The organism is Chryseobacterium capnotolerans, assembly GCF_021278965.1.
In the GTDB taxonomy this organism is placed as follows: Bacteria; Bacteroidota; Bacteroidia; order Flavobacteriales; family Weeksellaceae; genus Chryseobacterium; species Chryseobacterium capnotolerans.
On sequence record NZ_CP065589.1, the window covers coordinates 241180 to 265712 of the forward strand.

General features: G+C 36.9%; 16 protein-coding genes. All 16 read left to right on the top strand.

What is annotated here, in order from left to right; all coding sequences use genetic code 11:
- The first annotated feature begins 119 nt into the window (after positions 1–119).
- The 16 genes from H5J24_RS01075 (at position 120) to H5J24_RS01150 (ending at position 24352) form a co-directional block, all read left to right on the top strand.
- The gene (locus H5J24_RS01075) at positions 120–1748 is read left to right on the top strand and encodes a T9SS type A sorting domain-containing protein (RefSeq protein WP_068944774.1); all 1629 of its coding nucleotides are present in this window, start codon (positions 120–122) and stop codon (positions 1746–1748) included.
- Positions 1749–2037: 289 nt separating this feature from the next.
- The gene (gene rplK, locus H5J24_RS01080) at positions 2038–2484 is read left to right on the top strand and encodes a 50S ribosomal protein L11 (protein ID WP_045501113.1); all 447 of its coding nucleotides are present in this window, start codon (positions 2038–2040) and stop codon (positions 2482–2484) included.
- Positions 2485–2495: 11 nt separating this feature from the next.
- Positions 2496–3188, top strand: coding sequence for a 50S ribosomal protein L1 (rplA, locus tag H5J24_RS01085; protein ID WP_068944773.1), 693 nt, complete (start codon positions 2496–2498; stop codon positions 3186–3188).
- Positions 3189–3205: 17 nt separating this feature from the next.
- Positions 3206–3793 carry a 50S ribosomal protein L10 gene (rplJ, locus tag H5J24_RS01090; protein ID WP_045501111.1) on the top strand — a complete coding sequence of 196 codons (588 nt, stop codon included), beginning with the start codon at positions 3206–3208 and terminating at the stop codon, positions 3791–3793.
- A gap of 46 nt (positions 3794–3839) precedes the next feature.
- A complete protein-coding gene (gene rplL / locus H5J24_RS01095; RefSeq protein ID WP_045501110.1) occupies positions 3840–4208 on the top strand; it encodes a 50S ribosomal protein L7/L12 in 369 nt (122 codons plus the stop codon).
- 270 nt (positions 4209–4478) lie between these two features.
- Entirely contained in the window at positions 4479–4901 is a 423-nt protein-coding gene (locus H5J24_RS01100) for a hypothetical protein (protein ID WP_232815972.1), read from the top strand.
- Between the two features lie 199 nt (positions 4902–5100).
- The gene (locus tag H5J24_RS01105; RefSeq protein ID WP_068944771.1) at positions 5101–6231 is read left to right on the top strand and encodes a hypothetical protein; all 1131 of its coding nucleotides are present in this window, start codon (positions 5101–5103) and stop codon (positions 6229–6231) included.
- 33 nt (positions 6232–6264) lie between these two features.
- Positions 6265–8865 carry a T9SS type A sorting domain-containing protein gene (locus tag H5J24_RS01110; protein WP_068944770.1) on the top strand — a complete coding sequence of 867 codons (2601 nt, stop codon included), beginning with the start codon at positions 6265–6267 and terminating at the stop codon, positions 8863–8865.
- A 439-nt stretch (positions 8866–9304) separates the two neighbouring features.
- On the top strand, positions 9305–13126 hold the full coding sequence (rpoB, locus tag H5J24_RS01115) for a DNA-directed RNA polymerase subunit beta (RefSeq protein ID WP_068944769.1): 3822 nt from the start codon (positions 9305–9307) through the stop codon (positions 13124–13126).
- A 122-nt stretch (positions 13127–13248) separates the two neighbouring features.
- Positions 13249–17514 (top strand): DNA-directed RNA polymerase subunit beta', encoded by a 4266-nt coding sequence (gene rpoC / locus H5J24_RS01120; protein ID WP_068944768.1) that lies wholly within the window; start codon positions 13249–13251, stop codon positions 17512–17514.
- Positions 17515–17601: 87 nt separating this feature from the next.
- On the top strand, positions 17602–17907 hold the full coding sequence (locus H5J24_RS01125; RefSeq protein ID WP_002976436.1) for a DUF3467 domain-containing protein: 306 nt from the start codon (positions 17602–17604) through the stop codon (positions 17905–17907).
- 349 nt (positions 17908–18256) lie between these two features.
- Positions 18257–21106, top strand: a complete 2850-nt coding sequence (locus H5J24_RS01130; RefSeq protein WP_068944767.1) for a T9SS type A sorting domain-containing protein — start codon at positions 18257–18259, stop codon at positions 21104–21106.
- 4 nt (positions 21107–21110) lie between these two features.
- Entirely contained in the window at positions 21111–21566 is a 456-nt protein-coding gene (locus H5J24_RS01135) for a hypothetical protein (RefSeq protein ID WP_141395737.1), read from the top strand.
- 14 nt (positions 21567–21580) lie between these two features.
- Positions 21581–22129 (top strand): hypothetical protein, encoded by a 549-nt coding sequence (locus tag H5J24_RS01140; RefSeq protein WP_232815973.1) that lies wholly within the window; start codon positions 21581–21583, stop codon positions 22127–22129.
- Between the two features lie 37 nt (positions 22130–22166).
- Positions 22167–22862 carry a TonB-dependent receptor plug domain-containing protein gene (locus H5J24_RS01145; protein ID WP_232815974.1) on the top strand — a complete coding sequence of 232 codons (696 nt, stop codon included), beginning with the start codon at positions 22167–22169 and terminating at the stop codon, positions 22860–22862.
- A 47-nt stretch (positions 22863–22909) separates the two neighbouring features.
- Positions 22910–24352: a TonB-dependent receptor domain-containing protein gene (locus H5J24_RS01150; protein WP_346729981.1), complete on the top strand. Its 1443-nt coding sequence runs from the start codon at positions 22910–22912 to the stop codon at positions 24350–24352.
- The last annotated feature ends 181 nt before the right edge of the window (positions 24353–24533 follow it).

Consider the following 24533-nt stretch of genomic DNA (forward strand, 5'->3'; position numbering starts at 1 on the left):
GTTTTGGTGTGTGGAGATAATGTGGTGTTTTCTGTATCTTGTGTGGTAATTATGTGTGGTATTTTTAACAAGGTGAGGTGACTTTGTATTCCTTTGTCCCTTATTAAAACAATACCACAATGAAAAAATTACTTACTCTTTTTATAGGTCTTTCTATAGGCTTTATGGGAAAAGCACAATGGACTCCGATTTTAGATCAGAACCTTTTGGTAACAAGTGCAGGAGGAAGCTCTTTTGCTGAAACAATGAGTGATGGGAAAACGTATATTGGATTCTGGAAAAGTGTACCGGCTCCAGTGAATTTTGAACTCTGGGTTCAGATTCTGGATCAAAATGGGAATAAGCAATTAGGTCCCAATGGAATTAAAGTTTCAGATCAGATTCCAATGGGAACTTATACAGTAATGGAAAAAACGGCAGTAGATGCATCGGATAACCTTTATATCGGTGTAACCGGAACAGGTACCGGAACTCCAGGATATGTTTTTAAAATTACTCCCCAAGGAACATCAGAATGGCCATCCGGAATCAGTTTGGGAGAAGCTTATTTACCTACAATTCTGCCATTATCTGATGGGAATATCGTAGTGGCATACTTTCCTCCAAGCCAGAAATATACTAAAGTTCAAAAGTTTAATACAGTCGGGCAACCGTTATGGATAAATCCGGTTCAGATTATTTCGAATGATCCTGTCAAAAATACAGTTCCTGCTGATCTTTTTAAACTGGATGGAGATGAGTGTGAAATTATTTTTCATAAGCAATTATCCTTTGGAACTACAAGCTATTTGTTTGCTCAAAAGCTAAACCTGACCAATGGTGGGCTGCTTTGGGAAAGAGCCCAGCAGATTACTACTAAATCTACTGCTTATAACGCAAAATATACAGGAGCTGTAGATGGAAATACAGTGTATTATGGATATAGTACCGGGGAGAATATGAGGTTTGACGGATACCTTCAAAGAGTGAATACCGATGGATCTCTTCCATGGGGAGTGTTCGGAGTAGATTTTGATACCAATCAGACTTATTTTGAAAAAGATATGAAGATTGCTTTTGAACAGGGTTCTCCTTATATATGGTCAATTGCAAATTACAGTTCTTCATCTCAGGGAGAAAATGGTGAATTTGTGCAGAAGTTTGATAAAAATACCGGATCCAGATTGTTTACGGATAATGCCAAGCAGGTATTTCCGGTAGATAATATATCAATGTTCCATTATAGTAATCTGCAATTGGTCAATGACAAACCCTATTTTGTGGTACAGAAAAAAGAAGGTTCGGCGTTGAATGTATCTCTGAATGCTGTTCTTCTAAAAGACAATGGTGATTTTGAGTGGCCTCAGCACTATCTTCCAATGGCAACCTTCCCTGCATCTAAAGGATATACAACTTTATTGAAACCCATCAATGGACAAGGAGTCATTGTTTTTCAGGAAGCCAAAAATACAGAGGGGGCTCCAACAGGAATTTATGCACAGAATCTAGTTTTGCCGAACGGGACGATGGGGACAGATGATATTTCAGGAAAGAAGAACAATATTAAAATTTACCCGAATCCGGCAGTAGATCTTATTCATATAGAAGGATTGAAAGATCAGAATTTCCAAATTTATACTATGGCTGGACAGCTGGCGAAATCTGGATTAATGAAACATGGAGTGATAGATGTTAGAGATCTGATGAAAGGCACCTATATTCTAAAGCTAAAAGAAAAAGAAGAAAATATAAAGGTTATCAAGAAGTAATTTTCCATAATAGCAATAGTTCAATTAGAAAGAAGGAGAGCAGGATCTGTTCTCCTTTCTATTATTTGGATGTTATACTATATATCAGTATGAAAATCTGAAATATGAATTTCTCAATATCAATTATTTTTTTTAAACTTTTTAAAAATCAGCAATATCCGTTTGTAGTTTCAAAAATATTTTATACTTTTGCAGTCCAAAAAGTAGGCTTATCATAAGTGAGTGCGATAACCTGCTGAATAATAAATGCTTCCAAACTCATTAATTATTCAAATTTAAAAAACAAACAATGGCTAAGAAAGTCTTTAAAATGGTAAAGCTTCAGGTGAAAGGTGGCGCAGCTAACCCTTCTCCACCAGTAGGTCCAGCATTGGGTTCTGCAGGTGTGAACATCATGGAGTTTTGTAAGCAATTTAACGGAAGAACCCAAGATAAGCCAGGGCAAGTTTTACCTGTAGTAATTACAGTATACGAAGACAAATCTTTTGAATTCGTTATTAAAACTCCACCTGCAGCAATTCAGTTAATGGATGCGGCTAAGATCAAGGGAGGTTCTGGTGAACCAAACAGAAACAAAGTAGGTGCTGTAACTTGGGAACAAGTAAAGAAAATCGCTGAAGATAAAATGGCGGATCTTAACTGTTTTACAATGGACTCTGCTGTTTCTATGGTTGCAGGTACTGCTAGATCTATGGGATTAAGAGTAACAGGAACTAAACCAACTTTTAACGCTTAAAACTATTAGAAATGGCAAAATTGACTAAAAAGCAAAAGGAAGCTTTAAGCAAAGTAGAAAAAGGAAGAATCTATAACCTTGAAGAAGGTTCAGCTCTTGTAAAAGAAGTGAACACTGCAAAGTTTGATGCTTCTGTAGATATCGCTGTAAGATTAGGTGTAGACCCAAGAAAAGCAAACCAAATGGTAAGAGGTGTTGTATCTCTTCCTCATGGTACTGGTAAAGATGTTAAAGTTTTGGCTTTAGTAACTCCAGATAAAGAAGCAGAAGCTAAAGCTGCTGGTGCTGACTATGTAGGTCTTGACGAATATTTACAAAAAATTAAAGAAGGTTGGACAGACGTTGACGTTATCGTTACGATGCCAGCTGTAATGGGTAAATTAGGTCCATTAGGTAGAGTATTAGGTCCAAGAGGTTTAATGCCAAACCCTAAATCAGGAACTGTAACTATGGAAATTGGTAAAGCAGTAACTGAAGTGAAAGCAGGTAAAATTGATTTCAAAGTAGACAAGTATGGTATCATCCACGCTGGTATTGGTAAAGTATCTTTCGATGCTGCTAAGATCAAAGAAAATGCGCAGGAATTGATCTCTACATTGATCAAAATGAAGCCAACTGCTGCTAAAGGAACTTATGTGAAGTCAATCTATTTGTCTTCTACAATGAGCCCAGGTATTGCAATTGATACTAAATCTGTTAACTAATAATAATCCTTAAGACAATGACAAAAGACCAAAAAGTTGTAGCAATACAAGAGATCAAAGATTTGCTTCAGGATGCAAAAGTAGTATACGTAGCAGATTTAGACGGTTTGAACGCTGGTAAATCTTCAGATTTCAGAAGACAAGCTTTCAAGCAAAACATCAAAGTGAAAGTTGTAAAAAATACACTTTTACAGAAAGCAATGGAGCAAATCGAAGGAGTAGATTACTCTGAAATGTTCCCTACTTTCAAAGGAAACTCAGCGTTGATGATTGCTGATACAGCAAACGCTCCTGCTAAGTTAATCCAAGGATTCAGAAAGAAAGAAGAGAAGCCAGCTTTAAAGTCTGCTTTTGTTCAAGAAACTTTCTACTTAGGTGACAACAACCTAGACATGTTGGCTAACATCAAGTCTAGAGAAGAAATGATCGGTGAAATCATCGGATTACTTCAGTCTCCAATCCAGAGAGTTGTTTCTGCTCTTCAAAACAAACCTGAAACTGTAGAAGCTAAAGCTGAAGAAGCTGCTCCTGTAGTTGAAGAAACTCCTGCTGCTGAAGCTCCAGAAGCTGCTGCAGAAAGCACTGAAGAAACAAGTGCTGAATAATTATACTCAAAAAATTAAATAAATAATCAACAAAAACATTACAACAATGTCAGATTTAAAAAATTTAGCTGAAACGCTAGTAAACCTAACTGTAAAAGACGTAAACGAATTAGCTACTATCCTTAAGGATGAGTACGGAATTGAGCCAGCTGCTGCTGCTGTAGTAGTTGCTGCAGGTGGTGCAGGTGAAGCTGCTGAAGAAAAGACTGAATTCGACGTAATTCTTAAGTCTGCAGGTGCTTCTAAATTAGCTATCGTTAAATTAGTAAAAGATTTAACTGGTGCTGGTCTTAAAGAAGCTAAAGATATCGTAGACGGTGCTCCTTCTGCAATCAAAGAAGGTGTTTCTAAAGACGAAGCTGAAGCTCTTAAGAAGCAATTAGAAGAAGCTGGTGCTGAAGTAGAATTGAAATAATTTCAATTTTATTATAAATATAAGAAGCCTGAGCCTATGCTCAGGCTTTTTTTTTAATCATTAACTAAATAAAACACATTTTATCTATAAGTGTATTTAAATATTCTTACAGCATATTGTATTATATTTTATTATTATTGAATATTTATTAATGATTAACATAATGTTTTGTTTAAAATTCTTATATTGAATATTTTTGATGAATTTTTTTATTAAAATGTTGTTTTGTTTGAAAAAGTATTATATTTGTACTAATAAAAAACACAACAATTGGATAGAAATTATTTTCTTTCCTATAGTCAAGTAGCACTTATTCTTTTGCTGTCGATTATAGGAAAACTAAACGGAAGAATTATATCTTCTGCAGTAGGTAGGTCTGAATTGATGCGCTGTACAGATATAAAAGATACTGATCACTCCCCATACTTATCTGATACTTTTTCACAGAAAACTGTGATTGGTGCTGTATGCGGTTCTCATCATCATACAGAAAAAAATGATGATTTTCAATATACTGTTTTCGAACACTCTTTACAAAGTAATTTGCCCATTGCAAATGACAGAGATTGTTTTCTTCTCTCTGCCAAAAAAATAAATTTTGTTTCTGTATGCAATAAATGGCGAAAAGTAAATTTTGCTGGCCATACTGATGTATTGAATGTAGTAAAAAAAAGTAAAAAGGTTTTACATTAATTCTGTCAAATTGATTGATGGTTTTAAGTTTATCATTAAAATCCCTGATAAACTGAACGTTATTTCTTAATATATCTCTGACTTTTCCGATTCTAAATAGTTTTTTAACTCGTTTCATTTATCATTTTAAATGAAATAGCCATCGGATTGTCCATTTTTATAAAAACAAACACAAAAAAAACAACAAATATCACTAAGAATGAAAAGCAAATTATTCACACTAGCACTTTTATCTGTCGGATTTTCTTTGTCTGCACAGGTTGGGATCAATACAGGACAGCCCCAGGCTAGTCTTGATGTGATGGGTTTTCCATCAGATGCTAATAAACTTGATGGGGTTATCGCTCCAAGACTTACAGGAGTACAGCTGAAAGCAAAGAATTATACGACTGCTCAAACCGGAGCGATAGTATATGTTACTTCTGCTGAAACAGCTCCTACGGGGCAAACTGTAGATGTTATTGTACCTGGTTATTATTATTTTGACGGTATAAAATGGGGGAATCTAAATGCAGATTGGCGTACCGTAGGGAACAGTGGTACAACAGCTACTTCTTCAACGTTGGGAACAGATATTTCTGCTGGAAACTATTTGGGAACAAGTGATGGGCAGAATCTGGTATTGGCTACACAAAAAAATGTAAAAGCAATACTTGATGTAAACGGAACACTGCAAGGTGGGAATTCTAACAATGCAACCGGGGCCTATGCGGCTTTCTCATGGGGATCAAATAATACAACCAATTCCACCTCTTCCAATGTTGCAATGGGAAGAAATAATACAGCAACTGCTATCAATGCTAATTTTCCATCAGTTGCCATTGGTGCTAATAACTCAGCGACGAGTGGTGCTAAAATAATTGGAAACTCTAACAGTGCATCAGGAGCCAATCATCTCGTATTTGGAAATTCTAATACTGTTACAGGGACAGCAGGGCTTACATTAGGTAATCTACATAACAACAAAGGAGGCATTGCTATAGGGAGTGGCAATACAGTAGATTTAAACAGTATTGCAGTAGGTTCTGCGAGTTCAGCGACTGGTGGGCAGGCTATGGCTATCGGTTTTTCAGGAACAGCAGCTTCTGGACAATCAGTATATGCTAATAAATCACATGTATTTTTTAATGTAACGAACGGAACGGATACAATTCTAGGAATTAATATGATCCCAACAGCTGATACTGCAACAGGAGCTGCTCTTCAGCTGAAAGGTATCGCTACGTCAGGAACTACCTGCTCCAGTAAAGAAGAAGGCGCGATCCGTTATAACTCTACTGCCAAAGTACATGAAGGATGTAATGGTACAGCATGGAAAGCTTTATACTAATTTAAATAAACACAAACTTTATACAATAAAAAAATGACCAAAAAATTATTCGAGAAATTAACTGCAGCTCTTATGACATTGATAATGTCTGCTGTAGTTTTTGCCCAACAGGGTTACGAGCCTATCCGAGGGATGGGAGTAGAAGCAAAGCCTGTAAATAACTCTGGGATTTGCCTTGCATGTTATAACGGAAGTATGAATCCGGTAGTGGATGCTAATCTGGATAATAGTGTGAATATGGGGAATTTCGCCTCTTTAATAAGTGGAAACGGAATTTCTGTGAAAAATAACAATACCAATTATCCGGCAGGATATATTACAGGATTTAATGTAGATCTTGGAACAAGCTTTATTACGATTGATCTTTTAAGCTCTTTAAGAATCAGTACATATAAAAATGGAGTGCTTCAGGAGACAACAACAAGTAGTACACTTTTATCAGTACCGGCATTCGGAGGGAGCAAGAATAGGATATTCTTACACTTTAAGACTTCTAAAGAATTTAATGAAGTAAGATTATATCAAACTAATGTCCTTTCCGTATTTAGTGCAATGAATGTGTATTATGCATTTGCATTTGATCCTGCCAGAGTACCGGTAGATAATAATGGAATTTGTGATGATATCATTGCAGGAAGTGGTGTAGATGGTAATGTATCTGGAGGCAGCAGTTTCCTTGCTCCGCTTTCCTATGTTCAGAATAAAGAGAATATCGGAGACGGGAATAAAAACTCTTTCGGGAAAATTGTTCTTCCTATAGGATTGTTAGGATCTTATTCAGTAGGAGTTTTGGATAAGAACCAGATATATCCTGCAGGAAACAGAACCGGATTTGTCATTGAACCTGATGATCAGGGAAAATTATTAAGTGCTGAGTTCTTAAAAAATATTACTATTGAAACGTACTTGTTCGGACAGCTTCAGGATTCTAAACAACTTTCAGATGGTGGAGGTTTGATTAATATTAAAGTTCTTGGATATGGTTCAGGGAAACAAAAAGTGACTTTAACAACTTCTAAGCCTTTCAATGAAGTGAGATTAAAAATTACTCAGACAGTAGGATTCAATCTTGGAGCGCTTAAAGTGTATTATGCTTTTGAGGAGCCGATCTCTTGTGAATGTGATGATAAAATTCAAACCAGCGGCTCAGCAGTTCCTGGAAATTTAGTTACAGGATCAAGCTGGACATCAGGACCTGGGTTCTTGGGGCTTATTTTGGCTAAAATGACAAGCCCGGAAGCCATTGTGGATAACAATCCATCTAATTATGCAACAGCAACAGTTCCTGCTGCTTCTCTTTTCAGTATTTTCTCGGCATTTGCTACAGTAAGCAGCAATAGTACGCTTCCTGCTAACACAATGGCTGGATTCACTGTAGAAAAGGCTGGAAACCTTTTGGGAGTAAGTGTGCTCGAAAATATTACGGTAACATTGTATAACGGAAATTCTGTAACAGATACCTTTACAAGCTCTGGAAGCCTTATCAGTGGAAATTTCTTTACCACCAATTCTAATAAATTTTATGTAGGTGGAAAAGCTACAAAGCCTTTTAACAGAATGAAGATTACTTTCAACAGTGGTACGGCTGTTCGTTTTCCTCAGAGCTATTATATCTATAATGCGTTTGCTAGTAAAGATGATGATAATGATGGTGTTCCGAATTGTTTCGACCGTTGCCCTAATGGTGATGATAGTATAGACAATAATGGAAATGGTATTCCTGATTGTGCAGAAGGATGTACGGTAGTGAATGATAAGTCGCCAACATTGGATACAGATGGAGATGGAATTGTTGATGCATGTGATTTTGATTCAGATAATGATGGTATTCCAGATTCTATAGAAGATTTTGATAAAAACACAAAATTTGAAGATGATGACTTGGAAGGAGATATCTTGATTACTCCTATTTTGGGAGATGCTATTCCAAATTATCGTGATCTTGATTCTGACAATGATGGAATTTTAGATCTGTTTGAATCGGGTATTCCAATCTCTGTAATTAATCAGATTGATGCAGATCATAATGGTATTATTGATAGTGGTGTTGCAGTTGGGAAAAATGGGTTAGCTGATATTTTGGAAACGTACCCAGACTCTGGCACGTTGAAATATCCAATCAAAAATACAGATGGAGATAATTTACCTGACTTCCTTGATATTACTTCGAATGGTTCAGACTTTGATCTCTATCAGATAGGGAAAGGTAACCTTGATACATTAGGTGGAGGATTTATCTCTACAATTAATGATAGTGATAAGGATGGTATTCAGGCTGTAGTAGATACAGATCTTGTAAAAAGAGGAGCTCCAAATTCTCCGCTTTCTCCGTATGCTTCATTGCTTAAAAATGGCTTGAATAGTTCTTCAAAAATGAACGGAACTTCAGAAATAAGAGAGACTGCAAATGATATAAAGATCTATCCTAACCCTGTAAAAGCTGGAGAAAGCCTTATGGTTACATCGGCTGAAGAAGGAACTTATACTTTATTCTCTGCAGAAGGAAAGGTTGTGAAGTCTGGTAAATTCTCTGCACGTACAGGTATTGATACCTCTGCGTTGCCTACAGGAATTTATATTATTAATGTAGAAACTAAATCAACAGTGAAATCTTATAAGGTTATTGTGAAATAAACTTATAGCTTCATAATAAGGTGAAGGCTGCCCGTTTGTGGCAGCCTTTTTTATTTTAACAGCTTAAAAATGAGATGATTTATTTGTTATTGTGGATAACTTTTTGTAACTTTGCACCTCTTTTGGCGCGAAAAATTGTTTGTAAATTTATAAAATACTGAAAATCAACTCTTTCATTGTGTAATAGCATGAAGGGGATTTTGTGTTTATAGATATTACGGGTAATACCGTCTCAAAAGTAAGAAAAATATTTTGCATTACGCTGTGAAAAGATATACCAGTGTTGCAGTTAGAAAGAGCCAAGTGCAAAGTTAAAAGACTCTAAGGTCCTTCGTGAGCGCCAAAAACACTTTTACCTTTTACTTTTACCTTGTTTCTTGCCCTTTTCTGATATTTTTAAATGAATCAAAATATTTTTTAACCCTTTCTTAAAAGTTTTATGAGTAAAACAAAATCAACAACTCAAGGAAATCCGAGAATTAATTTCTCATCAGCGAAAGGAAAAATTGTAACTCCAGACTTCTTGGACATCCAAATCGAGTCTTTCAGAGAATTTTTCCAGCTTGATACACTTCCTGAAGCCAGAAAGACAGAAGCTCTTTACAAGACTTTCCAAGAGAATTTCCCAATTACGGATTCAAGAAACCAATTCGTATTAGAATTCTTAGACTATCTGGTAGATTCTCCACGTTATTCAATCGATGAGTGTGTGGAAAGAGGACTTACTTATTCAGTTCCTCTAAAAGCAAGACTTAAACTGTACTGTACTGACCCGGAACATGAAGATTTCCAAACAGTGGTTCAGGATGTATATTTAGGTCCGGTTCCTTATATGACTCCTTCTGGTTCATTCATTATCAATGGAGCAGAGCGTGTAATCGTAACTCAGTTACACAGATCTCCGGGTGTATTCTTCGGACAGACTTACCACGCTAACGGAACCAAACTTTACTATTCAAGAATTATCCCTTTCAAAGGATCTTGGATGGAATTTACAACAGATATCAACAGCGTAATGTACGCGTATATCGACCGTAAGAAAAAGTTACCATTAACAACTTTATTAAGAGCTATCGGTTACGAATCTGATAAGGATATCCTTCAGATCTTCGACCTTGCTGAAGAAGTGAAAGTTTCTAAAGCTGCCCTTAAAAAAGTGGAAGGGAGAACATTGGCTGCGAGAGTATTGAACACTTGGTTCGAAGACTTCGTAGACGAAGATACAGGTGAAGTAGTTTCTATCGAAAGAAACGAAATCATCTTAGATAGAGAAACGATCCTTGAAAAAGAACACTTAGATCTTATCTTGGATGCGGGTGTGAAATCAATCTTGATTCACAAAGAAAACAGCAATGAATTCTCTATCATCCAGAATACATTACAAAAAGACCCTACGAACTCTGAGAAAGAAGCAGTAGAGTACATCTATCGTCAGTTAAGAAACGCAGATCCACCAGATGAAGAAACTGCAAGAGGAATTATTGAAAAATTATTCTTCTCTGAGCAGAGATACTCTTTAGGTGAAGTAGGACGTTACAGACTAAACAAAAAGTTAGGTCTTAACATTCCAACTACCACTGAAGTTCTTACAAAAGAAGATATTATTGCAATCGTAAGACACTTAATCGAGCTTGTAAACTCTAAAGCTGAGGTTGATGATATTGACCACTTATCAAACAGAAGAATTAAAACTGTTGGTGAGCAATTAGCAGGACAGTTCGGAGTAGGTCTTTCAAGAATTGCAAGAACAATCAAGGAGAGAATGAACGTTAGAGATAACGAAATCTTTACTCCACTTGACCTTGTAAATGCTAAAACTTTAACATCTGTTATTAACTCATTCTTCGGTACCAACCAGCTATCTCAGTTCATGGACCAAACCAACCCTCTATCAGAGATCACTCACAAGAGAAGATTATCTGCACTAGGGCCTGGTGGTTTATCAAGAGAAAGAGCAGGTTTCGAGGTTCGTGACGTTCACCATACTCACTACGGAAGAATTTGCCCGATTGAAACTCCGGAAGGACCAAACATCGGTTTGATTTCATCTTTAGGTATTTATGCAAAAATCAACAACCTTGGTTTCATCGAAACTCCATATAGAAAAGTAGAAGATGGTAAGATTAATCTTAACGCTGATCCTATTTATCTGAATGCAGAAGACGAAGAAGACAAAGTAATTGCTCAGGCAAACGTTGAATTGAGTGATAATGGTGATTTCTTAACAGACAGAATTATTGCAAGACTAGATGGTGACTACCCGGTAGTTGAGCCAGCTCAGGTTAACCTTATCGACGTTGCACCTAACCAGATCTCTGGTATTTCCGCTTCTCTAATTCCATTCTTGGAGCATGATGATGCGAACCGTGCATTGATGGGATCTAACATGATGCGTCAGGCCGTTCCTTTATTGAAGCCACAGGCTCCAGTTGTAGGTACAGGGCTTGAGCAGCAAGTTGCAAGAGATTCAAGAATCTTAATTAACGCTGAAGGTACAGGTACTGTAGAGTACGTAGATGCTGACAGAATCGTTATTAAATACGAAAGAAGCGAAGACGAAGATTTAGTACAATTCGAGTCTGCTACTAAAACATATAACCTTACTAAGTTTAGAAAAACTAACCAGAGTACAACTATTACCCTAAGACCAAACGTAAGAGTAGGTGATGTAGTGGAAAAAGGACAGGTACTTTGCGACGGTTATGCTACTGAAAAAGGAGAATTAGCTCTTGGTAGAAACTTGGTAGTAGCGTTCATGCCTTGGAAAGGGTACAACTTCGAGGATGCGATCGTAATCAACGAAAAAGTTGTACGTGAAGACTGGTTTACTTCAATCCACGTAGATGAATATTCGTTAGAAGTTCGTGATACTAAATTAGGTATGGAAGAACTTACTGCTGATATTCCAAACGTATCTGAAGAAGCTACTAAAGATCTTGACGAGAACGGTATGATCAGAATCGGTGCTGAAGTGAAGCCTGGAGATATCATGATTGGTAAAATTACTCCAAAAGGTGAATCTGACCCGACTCCTGAAGAAAAACTTCTTAGAGCAATCTTCGGTGATAAAGCTGGTGATGTAAAAGATGCATCATTGAAAGCTGACTCTTCATTAAGAGGAGTTGTTATCAACAAGAAATTGTTCTCTAGAAACATTAAAGACAAAAAGAAAAGAACTGAAGAAAAACTTAAGCTTGAAGAGATTGAAAACACTTACAAGGCTAAGTTTGACGAGTTGAGAAACACTTTAATTGAAAAATTAAATACACTGGTAAGCGGTAAAACTTCTCAAGGGGTACAAAATGACCTTGACGAAGAAATCATCGGTAAAGGGGTGAAGTTTACTCACAAGTTATTAACTTCAGTAGAAGATTATGTAAACGTTAGCGGTTCAGACTGGACAGTAGACGCTGACAAGAATGAATTGATCAAACAATTGATTCACAATTACAAAATCAAATATAACGACATCCAGGGGGTTAAAAACCGTGAGAAATTCGCAATTTCAATCGGAGATGAGCTTCCAGCAGGTATCATGAAGTTGGCTAAAGTTTACATCGCTAAGAAACGTAAACTGAATGTAGGGGATAAAATGGCAGGACGTCACGGTAACAAAGGTATCGTATCAAGAATCGTTCGTGAAGAAGATATGCCATTCCTGGAAGACGGAACACCAGTAGATATCGTATTGAATCCACTAGGGGTACCTTCTCGTATGAACATCGGACAGATTTATGAAACAGTTCTTGGATGGGCTGGTCAGAAATTAGGAATGAAGTTCGCTACACCGATCTTCGATGGAGCAACTCTTGATCAGATTACTGAGTACACTGAGAAAGCAGGTCTTCCTAAATTCGGTCACACTCACCTTTATGATGGTGGTACCGGAGAAAGATTTACACAGGCAGCTACAGTGGGTGTTATCTACATGCTGAAACTAGGACACATGGTTGATGATAAGATGCACGCACGTTCTATTGGTCCTTACTCATTGATTACTCAGCAGCCGTTAGGAGGTAAAGCTCAGTTCGGTGGTCAGAGATTCGGAGAGATGGAGGTTTGGGCACTTGAGGCATTCGGTGCATCTAACATCCTTAGAGAGATCCTTACTGTGAAGTCGGATGACGTGATTGGTAGAGCAAAAACTTATGAAGCAATTGCAAAAGGTGAATCTATGCCTGAACCAGGTATTCCAGAATCATTCAACGTATTACTTCACGAGTTACAAGGTCTTGGATTAGACGTAAGATTAGAGGAGTAAGATATCAGATGTCAGACACAAGATGTCAGACTATGACACTCTAAGAATTTTATAATCCTTGAATTTGGAATGATGATTTCGTCTGAAATCTGAAATCTGAAATCTAAAATCTAAAAAAAATTATGTCAAATAAAAATAAATCAAGTAGATTTAATAAAATAACCATCGGTTTAGCTTCACCGGAGTCTATTTTACAAGACTCAAGAGGGGAAGTTTTAAAGCCGGAAACAATTAACTACAGAACTCACAAGCCTGAAAGAGACGGGTTATTCTGTGAGAAAATCTTTGGTCCTGTAAAGGATTACGAATGTGCTTGTGGTAAATACAAGAGAATTCGTTACAAAGGGATCGTTTGTGACCGTTGTGGAGTAGAAGTTACTGAGAAAAAAGTAAGAAGAGAGAGAATCGGGCACATCAACCTTGTAGTTCCAATTGCGCACATCTGGTATTTCCGTTCTTTACCAAACAAAATCGGATACCTTCTTGGAATTCCTTCTAAGAAATTAGATATGATCATCTACTATGAAAGATATGTAGTGATTCAACAAGGTATTGCTAAGAAATTAGACGGTTCTGATTTCGAGAACATGGAATTCCTTACAGAAGAAGAGTACCTTGATATCATGGAAACTCTTCCAATCGAGAACCAATATCTTGATGATTCTGATCCAAACAAATTCATCGCTAAAATGGGTGCTGAAGCTGTTGAAGAATTGTTAAAGAGAATTGATCTTGATGCATTGTCTTTCGACTTGAGACACAAAGCTCACAATGAAGGATCTAAGCAAAGAAGAACTGAAGCTCTTAAGAGATTGAACGTTGTAGAAGCATTAAGAGGTGCTAATACAAGAATGATCAACAGACCAGAGTGGATGATTATGCGTGTGCTTCCAGTTATTCCACCAGAACTAAGACCATTAGTTCCATTGGATGGAGGACGTTTCGCAACTTCTGACTTAAATGACCTTTATAGAAGAGTTATTATCAGAAATAACCGTTTGAAGAGATTATTGGAGATTAAAGCTCCTGAAGTAATCTTGAGAAACGAGAAGCGTATGCTTCAGGAATCAGTAGATTCATTATTCGATAACACAAGAAAATCTTCTGCAGTAAAATCTGAATCAAACAGACCATTGAAATCACTTTCTGATTCATTGAAAGGTAAGCAAGGTCGTTTCCGTCAGAACTTACTAGGGAAAAGGGTTGACTACTCTGCACGTTCGGTAATTGTTGTAGGTCCAAACTTACAGCTTCACGAATGTGGTATTCCTAAAGATATGGCAGCTGAACTTTACAAACCATTCATCATTAGAAAACTAATCGAGAGAGGTATTGTAAAAACAGTAAAATCTGCGAAGAGAATTATCGATAGAAAAGAACCAGTAGTTTATGATATCCTAGAAAACGTGATGAAAGGTCACCCTGTTCTATTGAACAGAGCACCTACTCTTCACAGACTTGGTATTCAGGCTTTCCAACCTAAGATGATCGAAGGTAAAGCTATCCAGCTACACCCGTTAGTAACTACGGCCTTCAACGCCGATTTCGATGGTGACCAGATGGCGGTACACTTACCGTTAGGACCAGAAGCGATCCTTGAAGCTCAGTTATTGATGTTAGGTTCTCAAAACATCTTGAACCCGGCAAACGGTTCTCCAATTACAGTACCTTCTCAGGACATGGTTCTTGGTCTTTATTTCATGACTAAAGAATTAAGTTCTACTGAAGATATGAAAGTAAAAGGTGAAGGTCTTGCTTTCTATTCTCCTGAAGAAGCGGAAATCGCTTATGCAGAAGGTAGAGTTTCATTAAATGCTAAGGTAAGATGTAGACTACCAATCAAAGAAGACGGTGTAATCGTAACAAGATTGATCGAAACTTCTGTAGGTAGAATCTTATTCAACCAAATTGTACCTAAGCAGGTAGGATATATCAATGAACTTCTTACTAAGAAATCATTGAGAAACGTTATCGGTAAGATCCTTGCTGATACAGACTTCCCTACAACGGTGAAGTTCTTGGATGCCATGAAAGATCTAGGGTATTCAAACGCATTCAAAGGAGGTCTATCATTCTCTCTTGGAGATATCGTAGTTCCTGTGGAGAAAAAGCAGATGATTGCTACTTCAATTGAAACTGTAGACGAAATTAGAGCTAACTATAACATGGGTCTAATTACCGATACAGAACGTTATAACCAGGTAATCGACGTTTGGACTAATACCAACGCTGGATTAACTGAAATGATCATGAGCAGAATGAAAACTGACCAAGGTGGTTTCAACTCTGTATACATGATGCTTGATTCTGGAGCGAGGGGTTCTAAGGAACAGATCCGTCAGTTATCAGGGATGAGAGGTTTGATGGCGAAACCGCAAAAAGCTGGTTCTACCGGTGCGGAGATCATCGAAAACCCGATCCTTGCAAACTTTAAGGAAGGTCTTTCCATCTTAGAATACTTTATCTCTACCCACGGTGCTCGTAAGGGTCTTGCGGATACCGCTCTTAAAACTGCCGATGCTGGTTACCTAACCAGAAGATTGGTAGACGTTGCACAGGACGTTATCGTTACAGAAGATGACTGTGGAACTCTAAGAGGAACAGAAGTTACTGCACTTAAGAAAAATGACGAGATCGTTGAAAGAATCTCTGAAAGAATCTTAGGTAGAGTATCTCTTCATAATATTTATGATCCTGAATCTGATGAGCTAATTGCTAGTGCAGATCAGGTAATCATTGAAGAATTAGCTAAGAGAATTGAAGAAGCAGGTTTAGAAGCTGTTGAAGTTCGTTCTCCACTTACTTGTGAAGCTAAAAAAGGTATCTGTGCGAAATGTTACGGTAGAAACTTAGCAACAGGTAAAGTGATCCATATGGGTGAAGCGGTAGGTGTAATTGCAGCACAGTCAATTGGGGAACCAGGTACTCAGCTTACGCTGAGAACCTTCCACCAAGGGGGTACTGCAGGTAACGTATCAGAAAACCCATCTATTGTTGCAAGAAGAGATGGTATCGTAGAAATGGACGAAGTAAGAACTATTACTTCTGAAGATGAAAACGGTAATACAGCTGAGGTTGTAGTTTCTCGTTCAACAGAATTCAGATTAGTTGCTGATAATGAATCTAGAACTCCATTAATGGTAGCTAACGTACCTTACGGATCTATCTTATCTGTGAAACCAGGTGATAAAGTGAAGAAAGGAGATACAATCTGTAGATGGGATCCGTATAACGCGGTTATCATTGCTGAAACTTCAGGTAAGGTAGAATACGAGGATATCATCCAGGGTATTTCATTCCAACTTGAAATTGACGAACAGACAGGATTCGAAGAGAAAGTAATCTCTGAATCTAGAAATAAGAAAGCCGTACCTACCCTGAAAGTGGTAGACTCTAAAGGAGTTGAGCAAAAAGCTTACAACTTACCGGTAGGAGCCCACTTAATGGTAAACGATGGTGAGAAAATTAAGGCTGGTAAAGTCCTAATCAAGATCCCAAGAAAATCTGCAAAAGCAGGGGATATCACCGGAGGTCTTCCGAGAGTTACCGAATTATTCGAAGCAAGAAACCCTTCAAACCCAGCGGTTGTTACTGAAATCGACGGGGTAGTTTCTTACGGAAAAATTAAGAGAGGTAACCGTGAATTGATCGTTGAGGCTAAAACTGGAGAAAGAAAAATTTACTTAGTTAAATTATCTAACCAGATCTTAGTACAGGAGAATGACTTCGTGAGAGCTGGTTCGCCACTTTCTGACGGTTCAATCACTCCAGACGATATCTTAAGAATTAAAGGTCCAACAGCTGTTCAGGAATACTTAGTAAACGAGATCCAGGAAGTTTACCGTCTACAGGGGGTAAAAATCGACGACAAGCACTTCGAAATCATCGTAAGACAGATGATGACAAAAGTATCTATCGTGGATGGAGGTGATACTCAATTCCTTGAAGGAGCTCTTGAGCACAAGTATGACTTCCTTGAAGAAAACAACAGAGTATTCGGTCTTAAAGTAGTAGTAGAAGCTGGTGATTCTAAAGAATTCAAGCCAGGTCAGATGATTACTGCAAGAGAATTAAGAGATGAAAACTCTAAGTTGAAGCGTGAAGATTTAGCGTTAGTAGAAGTAAGAGAAGCTCTTCCTGCTACAGCAACTCCTGTATTACAAGGTATTACAAGAGCGGCACTTCAAACGAAATCGTTCATGTCTGCAGCATCGTTCCAGGAAACAACTAAAGTACTTAACGAAGCAGCAGTTGCTGGTAAGATTGATGATCTTAACGGTCTTAAAGAAAATGTAATTGTAGGACACAGAATTCCTGCAGGTACAGGTCTTAAAGAATATCAGAATGTTATCGTAGGTTCTAAGAAAGAATTCGAAGACCTTAACTAAAATTAATGATTTGAAATTTGGGATTTGAAATTATTTTTATATTTTCACAATCTCAAATTTCGAATTTTAAAAACATAATTTATAACAATGGACAACAATCAAAATCCACAAGACGGAAACATCAACATCGAATTAAACGAAATGGTAGCTGCTGGTATCTATGCTAACCTAGCTTTAGTAAACCACTCTCCATCTGAATTTGTAGTAGACTTTATTCAGTTGATGCCAGGTGTTCAGCAGGCTAAAGTAAGATCAAGAGTTATTCTTGCTCCACTTCACGCTAAAAGAGTATTAAATGCTCTTCAACAGAACATCGCTAACTACGAGCAGCAGTTTGGAGAAATCAAAGAAGTTGAGCCTTTCGTATTAGGAGGAAACAACGTACAAGCTTAAGATTTTTTTCTTACAATAAAATAAGAATGCCCTGGTTTTTTACCAGGGCATTTTTTGTTTGATAGACTAAGAATTGGAAATTAAAGACTCTGATTAATAAAGTTTATATTCTGTTATAATGAAAATAAGTGGCTGATATTAATATATTTCTTGTAATTAATTCACAAAACTGTTCCTTTTTACAAGTGTTTACAGAATTCATAATTCTACTATTCATATAGACTTATAAAATGTTTAAAATATAATAGCAATTAGCTTTATTAATTTTAAATACAAATTAAAGATATTTAGTTAATATAGGTTAAAGTATTTTGTTTTTCTTAATTAAATTTGCTGAAAATTGAAAGGAATGAAACTTTATCCTATTGCAGCTGCTTTACTATGCATAAATATGTATGCTCAGCAGCAAAATAAACCTCAGGCTAATCAGAAGCACTTGCAGGAGCTTTATGCTAAATATGAAAAAGATATTAAGAAAGCCCGTAAGAATGCGAAGCTAATGGGAACTCCTCCGGATTTATATAACGAGGAGGATTATAAAAGAACCATGGATCCTGTTACAGGGAATGTTAATTTTGAAAGATTAGCAAAAGTAAATAAGGAAATTTTGATGGGGCAGTACAAAGCTGCTCAGCCAATGTCTTTTATTGCCGGTAACCAAGGATCTGCAGCAGGGAAAATAATCAATGAGCCCTGGATTGAAAGAGGACCTTATAATGTAGGAGGAAGAACAAGAGCAATTATGTATGATCCTAATGATCCTACAGGTAAAAGAGTTTTTGCAGGTGGAGTTTCAGGAGGCCTTTGGGTGAATCAGGATCCTTCCGTGAGTACAAACGAATGGCAGCCTTTAAGCACATTCTGGGCAAATACTTCCGTAGTATGTATTACTTATGATCCCAATAATTCTCAGACATTTTATGTAGGTACGGGAGAATCATCCACAACCGACGTAGTGGGCTCAGGAATCTGGAAAACTACAGACGGCGGAGCTACATGGACGCAGATTTTCACTGTTCCGGTTACTTATGCTTCTAATGGAGTAAGAAATGGAAATTTTTATATCAATGATATTAAAGTAAGGAATAATAACGGTGTTTCAGAAATATATGCAGGAGTAAGCGGTTCATATGTTGGAATTTCATTTAATGACGGATGGCAGGGATTAAGCCAGGCCGGATTATATAAATCAGTAGATGGCGGAACTACTTTTACTAAGAATGCCAATCTGCTAGCCATGAATACAACAACGAATGTAGTAAGTACAACAGGATATTCGATCCAGCAAATAGAAATAGGCGCTGATAATTCGATATGGCTTTCCACAAGAAGTTCGCGTTTTTCAAATATAGATTCAGGAGGTAGAATTTTTAAATCTACTGATGGAAATACTTTTAATCAAATCTATAATGTAGGAAATACTGGCTCAAGAGTTAATTTTACGCTTTCGAAAACGGATGCCAATAAAGCTTATGCTTTTATGCAGGGAGTAGGAACTGCAGAGCCTATCAGAATTGTGAAAACGGCTGATGGTGGAGCTACATGGCAGTCTACTTCTGATGTACCACAGGTTATTAAATTGCCTAAAGCTACAGATACCAGTATTCCAGCCAATGACTTTACACGAGGACAATCTTTTTACGATCTGGTTATAACAACAGATCCTCTGAATGATAATACACTGTACATTGGAGGTATTGATTTATTCAAATCCACAGATGGTGGAATGAACTGGGCACAGATTTCAAAATGGTCTAATAATAATGCTATGGCCAACCTGGCTGTTTCTACAGTACACGCCGATCAGCACGCTATAGTATTTAACCCATTCAATAATTACAGTACAGGGCAAATGATGTTTGGAAATGATGGGGGAATCTTTTTTGCTGCGAATAAAGAAAGTATTGGTGCTGTTGGAGGTATGGTTGCAAGGAATACAAGATACAATGTAACTCAGTTCTATGGGGCTGTACTTAACCCTACAAAAACACCTGCTAATGAAGAATTATTGGCTGGAGCGCAGGATAACGGATCATGGTGGCTGTATGGTGTACCTCAAGCTAATAATTTCTTAACTACACAAGCTGCTACCGGAGGAGACGGAATGTACCCTGAATATGATGATCAGGATAATTATGAAATTTCCAGCTATACCAATAATAGTCATTATTTGCTGAATTCAACACCATATGCCAATTATCTGATTACAACTTCTGCTAACAGAAGTATGGGGCATTTCGTAAACGAAATTGCACTGGATAGAATGAATGATGTTTTTTATTCTTACCGTTCAGGGCTTACGCTTTTCAGAACAGCCGGGCTTAGCAGTACCGCGACTACATTCACTAATGATCAGGTTAATGTAGGAACAGCACAGACTGGTGAGCAAGTTTCATGGCTTAAAATTTCTCCTCATACAACAGCATCCTCTACACTCTTTGTAGGAACTAACCTGGGAAGGCTTTTTAAAATTACCAATGCCAACACACCATCATACACATCTACAGCTTTAACATCACCCGCTGCAGGGACAATTTCAGATATAGAATTTGGAGCTAATGAAAATGAAATTTTACTCACCTTATCTAATTATAATCAGATTAGCGTATTCTATTCAACAGATGGCGGAACATCATGGCAGAATAAAGAAGGTAATCTGCCGGATATGCCAGTAAGAACTATTCTAAGAAATCCGGATGATCCTAATGAAGTGTTAGTAGGTACAGAGTTGGGAGTATGGGGAACAGGAAATTTCCTTTCCGGAGCACCTACATGGTCATCAGTAACAGGAAATATTGGGAACGTAAGAGTAACAAGTCTGGATTACAGACCTTCTACAAAAACAGTTTTGGTTTCTACTTATGGGAGAGGAGCCTGGACAACTCAAAATACCAATACTAATCTGGCGACTTCAGAAACTACAGCAGTATCTCCAAGAACGGCGAACAGAGTTTATCCTAATCCATCCAAGGGAATTGCCCGTTTAAGATTTAGCAATACTAATCATAGTACTGTAGATATCAGCATATTTGATAAGGCTGGAAGACTAGTATACAGCAAGAAGAATGTGAAGTCTGATGAAGAATTCGGTCAGAAAATGATTCCGGGTAATTATATTCTGAAAGCTGAAGATAAAGGTGAAATTGTGTATAGCGGTAACTTTTTAGTAATCGGCCGTACCGGAGGTGATGATGATTAAAAAAATGAATTATCCATTATTATTAATATTATTTGGGGTACTGGCTTCTTGTGGAATGCCAGTATCCAATTTTCAGGATCAATCAGTATCCATCATTTCTGCTGAAAAAACAGAATGGTCTGGTGGAAGAGCCGGAGTAAAGGGGATGATGTATACCGTAAAACTGAGTAAAAAAAATAATGTTGTGATAAAATCCCTGATGGCAGAAGGAAACAAAATTTCATTTAGTCAGAATATCTCGGGGAATAGTATTATCATACAAGGCAGTCTGCAATATAAAAACAATAATGATGCAAATGTTGAAGATTTACCGGCAGGAGCCTCAGTAGAAAGTACGAGGCTGAAGGCCAACTTCAAAGAAAGTTGGATAGAATACACCTTGAAAAATTCTAATAAGTCCTATAGAATCAGTATTCCAAAGTTCATTTCAGTAGAAATGAAGGAAGAACTGGCTCCTTAAAACATTACTCATTTTTGAATAAAAAATTATTTTTTATCTTTTTATGTATTCCGGTCATCATGTTATTTAATAATGTTGCTTATACGGTTGTTTCTCATGTAAAAAGAAAATTATATGAACATACACAATATAATATTGCCCGGCATCCTTTGAAGAAATCAAAAACGGTATGCTTTACAGAAGAAGATCTTACCAAAGCAGAATGGAAAGAAGATCAAGAATTTGTGCTCAATGGATTTTCTTATGATGTGGTTCATGTGAATAGAATAAATGGAAAAAAAATCTATTTCTGTTACCTTGATAAAAAAGATATCATCATTAATTCATTGGTGGATTTCTCTAAAAAATTAACCGTTAAAAAAAGAAACCTGAGAACTCAGATCGATCTCCCGGGGCATAGGAAGGTTTTGCTCAAAACATCCCGTTTTACCATTCTTAATGGAAAAGAGTTTCCTCTTCTTTTAATGCCGGATCTAAATACAATACCCATTCACTATTACCTATTAGAAAGTACTCATTATTTATCCATTAGTATTCCGCCTCCGGAGCAGCACTTTGTCTAAAGTGAATATAATATTAATGATAACTAATTTTTAAATAATGAAAAAATATATATGCATAGCAGCAATGTTAGGCTGCGCTATAGCTCATGCCCAACAGGTGCAGGAAGGATCAATTGATGAAGTTAATATCCTTGGTAGAAAGAAAATAAAACAAGAACGCGCAGAATTCAAAAGACACGGGCAATCTGTAGAAACGCTTTCTGAAGAAGATCTTAACAGAAATAATCCTGCTGCCATTGACCAGACATTGTCAACAATGCCAGGACTTCAGGTAGATAAACGAACTAATTTTGGTGGGCAGAGACTCGTTCTTCGTGGATATGGAAATGACCAGAAATTTAATAACTGGGGAGTGAAGGCTTATTGGAACAATATGCCATTGACCAACGCTGAAGGGGTAACTGTTCTTGATGACGTTGATTTCGCCTATGTAACCAATGTTGAAGTTATCAAAGGCCCTGCAGCAACCATGTATGGCGGCGGAGTTGGAGGAGCAGTCCGTTTTTACACCCGTCCTGATTTTACAAAAGGAGTCTCTGTTTCAGAAAATGCTATGTTTGGAGCTTTTAAAACATTTCAATCGAGAACGCAGTTGAATGTTGCTGATGAAAATTATTCTGTAAGTGCAGCATACGGACATCTTGAAACAGATGGATATAGACCTAATGGCGGTGGATTGAAGAATTTCTTTAATGTAAATGGTACCGTTAAGCTGGGAAAAAAGACCAGTTAAGTTTCTTTGCAAGCCAGGCGTACTCCTATGAGCATACTTCTGGGCAGATTTCCTATGATGATTATTATGCAGGAATCGATAATGGAAATCCGGCTTACATCCGAAAAAATTCAGGAACGAAAATAAAATCAACAAGAGTAGGATTAAGTAATATGGTAAGTCTTACTTCCAATTTAAGAAATTATACTACCCTGTTTTATTATAATGCAAATACGGAAAGTGTTTCAGCTGGAGCCTATGGAATTACAAGCGCTCCGAATGTAGGATTACGTTCCACCTTTACATTAAAGAATGAGTTTAAAGATTTTGAAAACCGTTTAGACTTTGGAGCAGAAATTCAAAATTCAGTATCTACTACTTCAAGCTACCGATTTACAGGTTCTGAAACTGAGCCTTTGCAGACAACGGGGATGAGTGGAGCTTCTTATTTTAAATATAATAACAATCAATCCACATACTTTGTGATTGATTATCTTACATATAAACCCTGGGGACTTACCTTGTTGGCAGGTGTAAGCGCTAATAGAACAAATTATGATAGAAAAGATCTTTATGCATTGCCAGGCTTGATTGCCGGGCGTAAGGACCAATCATTCAACAAAAAATATGACATGGCGTACACGCCTCACTTTGCTTTACAGAAAGAATGGAAACATCAGATCTTTAATTTGAGCTATAGTGAAGGGTATAATTCTCCTACAGCAGCTTCATCATATATCACCGGTACTAATATGACGAATGATGATTTAAAACCTGAGCGTGCGAGAATGATAGATTTCAGTGTGCATGGGCTTTTAATGAATACTAAAATAGATTATCGTATTTCAGCATTCAGAATAGACTATTCAGATAAACTTACTCAGTTGTTAATTCCGGGAAATGCAGCTAATCAGACGTATTGGGCTAATACCGGAAGCCAGAAAAATACAGGTTTGGAAGTTAGTGTAGGATATCAGTACAAAACAGAAAATTCTTTTGTTGAAAGAATTGTTCCGTTTGTAAACCTTTCTTATTATGATACAAAGTATAAAGACTTTTCCATGTATGATCCGAAATATATAGACCCTGTTACAGGAAAGACGGTAGGAAAATTAATGGTATATGATCATAAGACTGTGGTAGGAGTTCCAAGGAATAAATACGCGGTAGGGTTAGATATCTTTACGAAACCAGGATTCTATCTTGTAAATACCTATAATTATCTTGGAAATGTATACTCAGATTTCGGAAATTCCAATCTTGTAAAAGGTTTTGGGTTGCTAAACTCAAAATTAGGCTTTAAGAAATCCTTTAATAAACTGGATGTCGATGTTTATGTAATGGGTAATAATCTTACTAATCAGATCAATTATACCTTTTTATTCTTAGGGAATAATATTAATGATTCCGATACAGGAAGTGGGTATCCTAAAGGAGTAGCCACAGATCTTAATCCAGGGCCTAACAAAGCGTACTTCTTTTATGGAGTAAATCTTAAATACAGGTTCTGATCTTAAATAAGAATTCTGATAAAAACTGTTTCATTTTTATGGAACAGTTTTTTTGTTATATATTCTTAATGTTTTTGATTGTTTTTTAGTAAAGTATTTATGATATTGTACCTTTTTATGTTGTTTTTCTATTGATAATTGTAAAATTTTATTTTATTGATGGATGGTTTATTCTAATGTT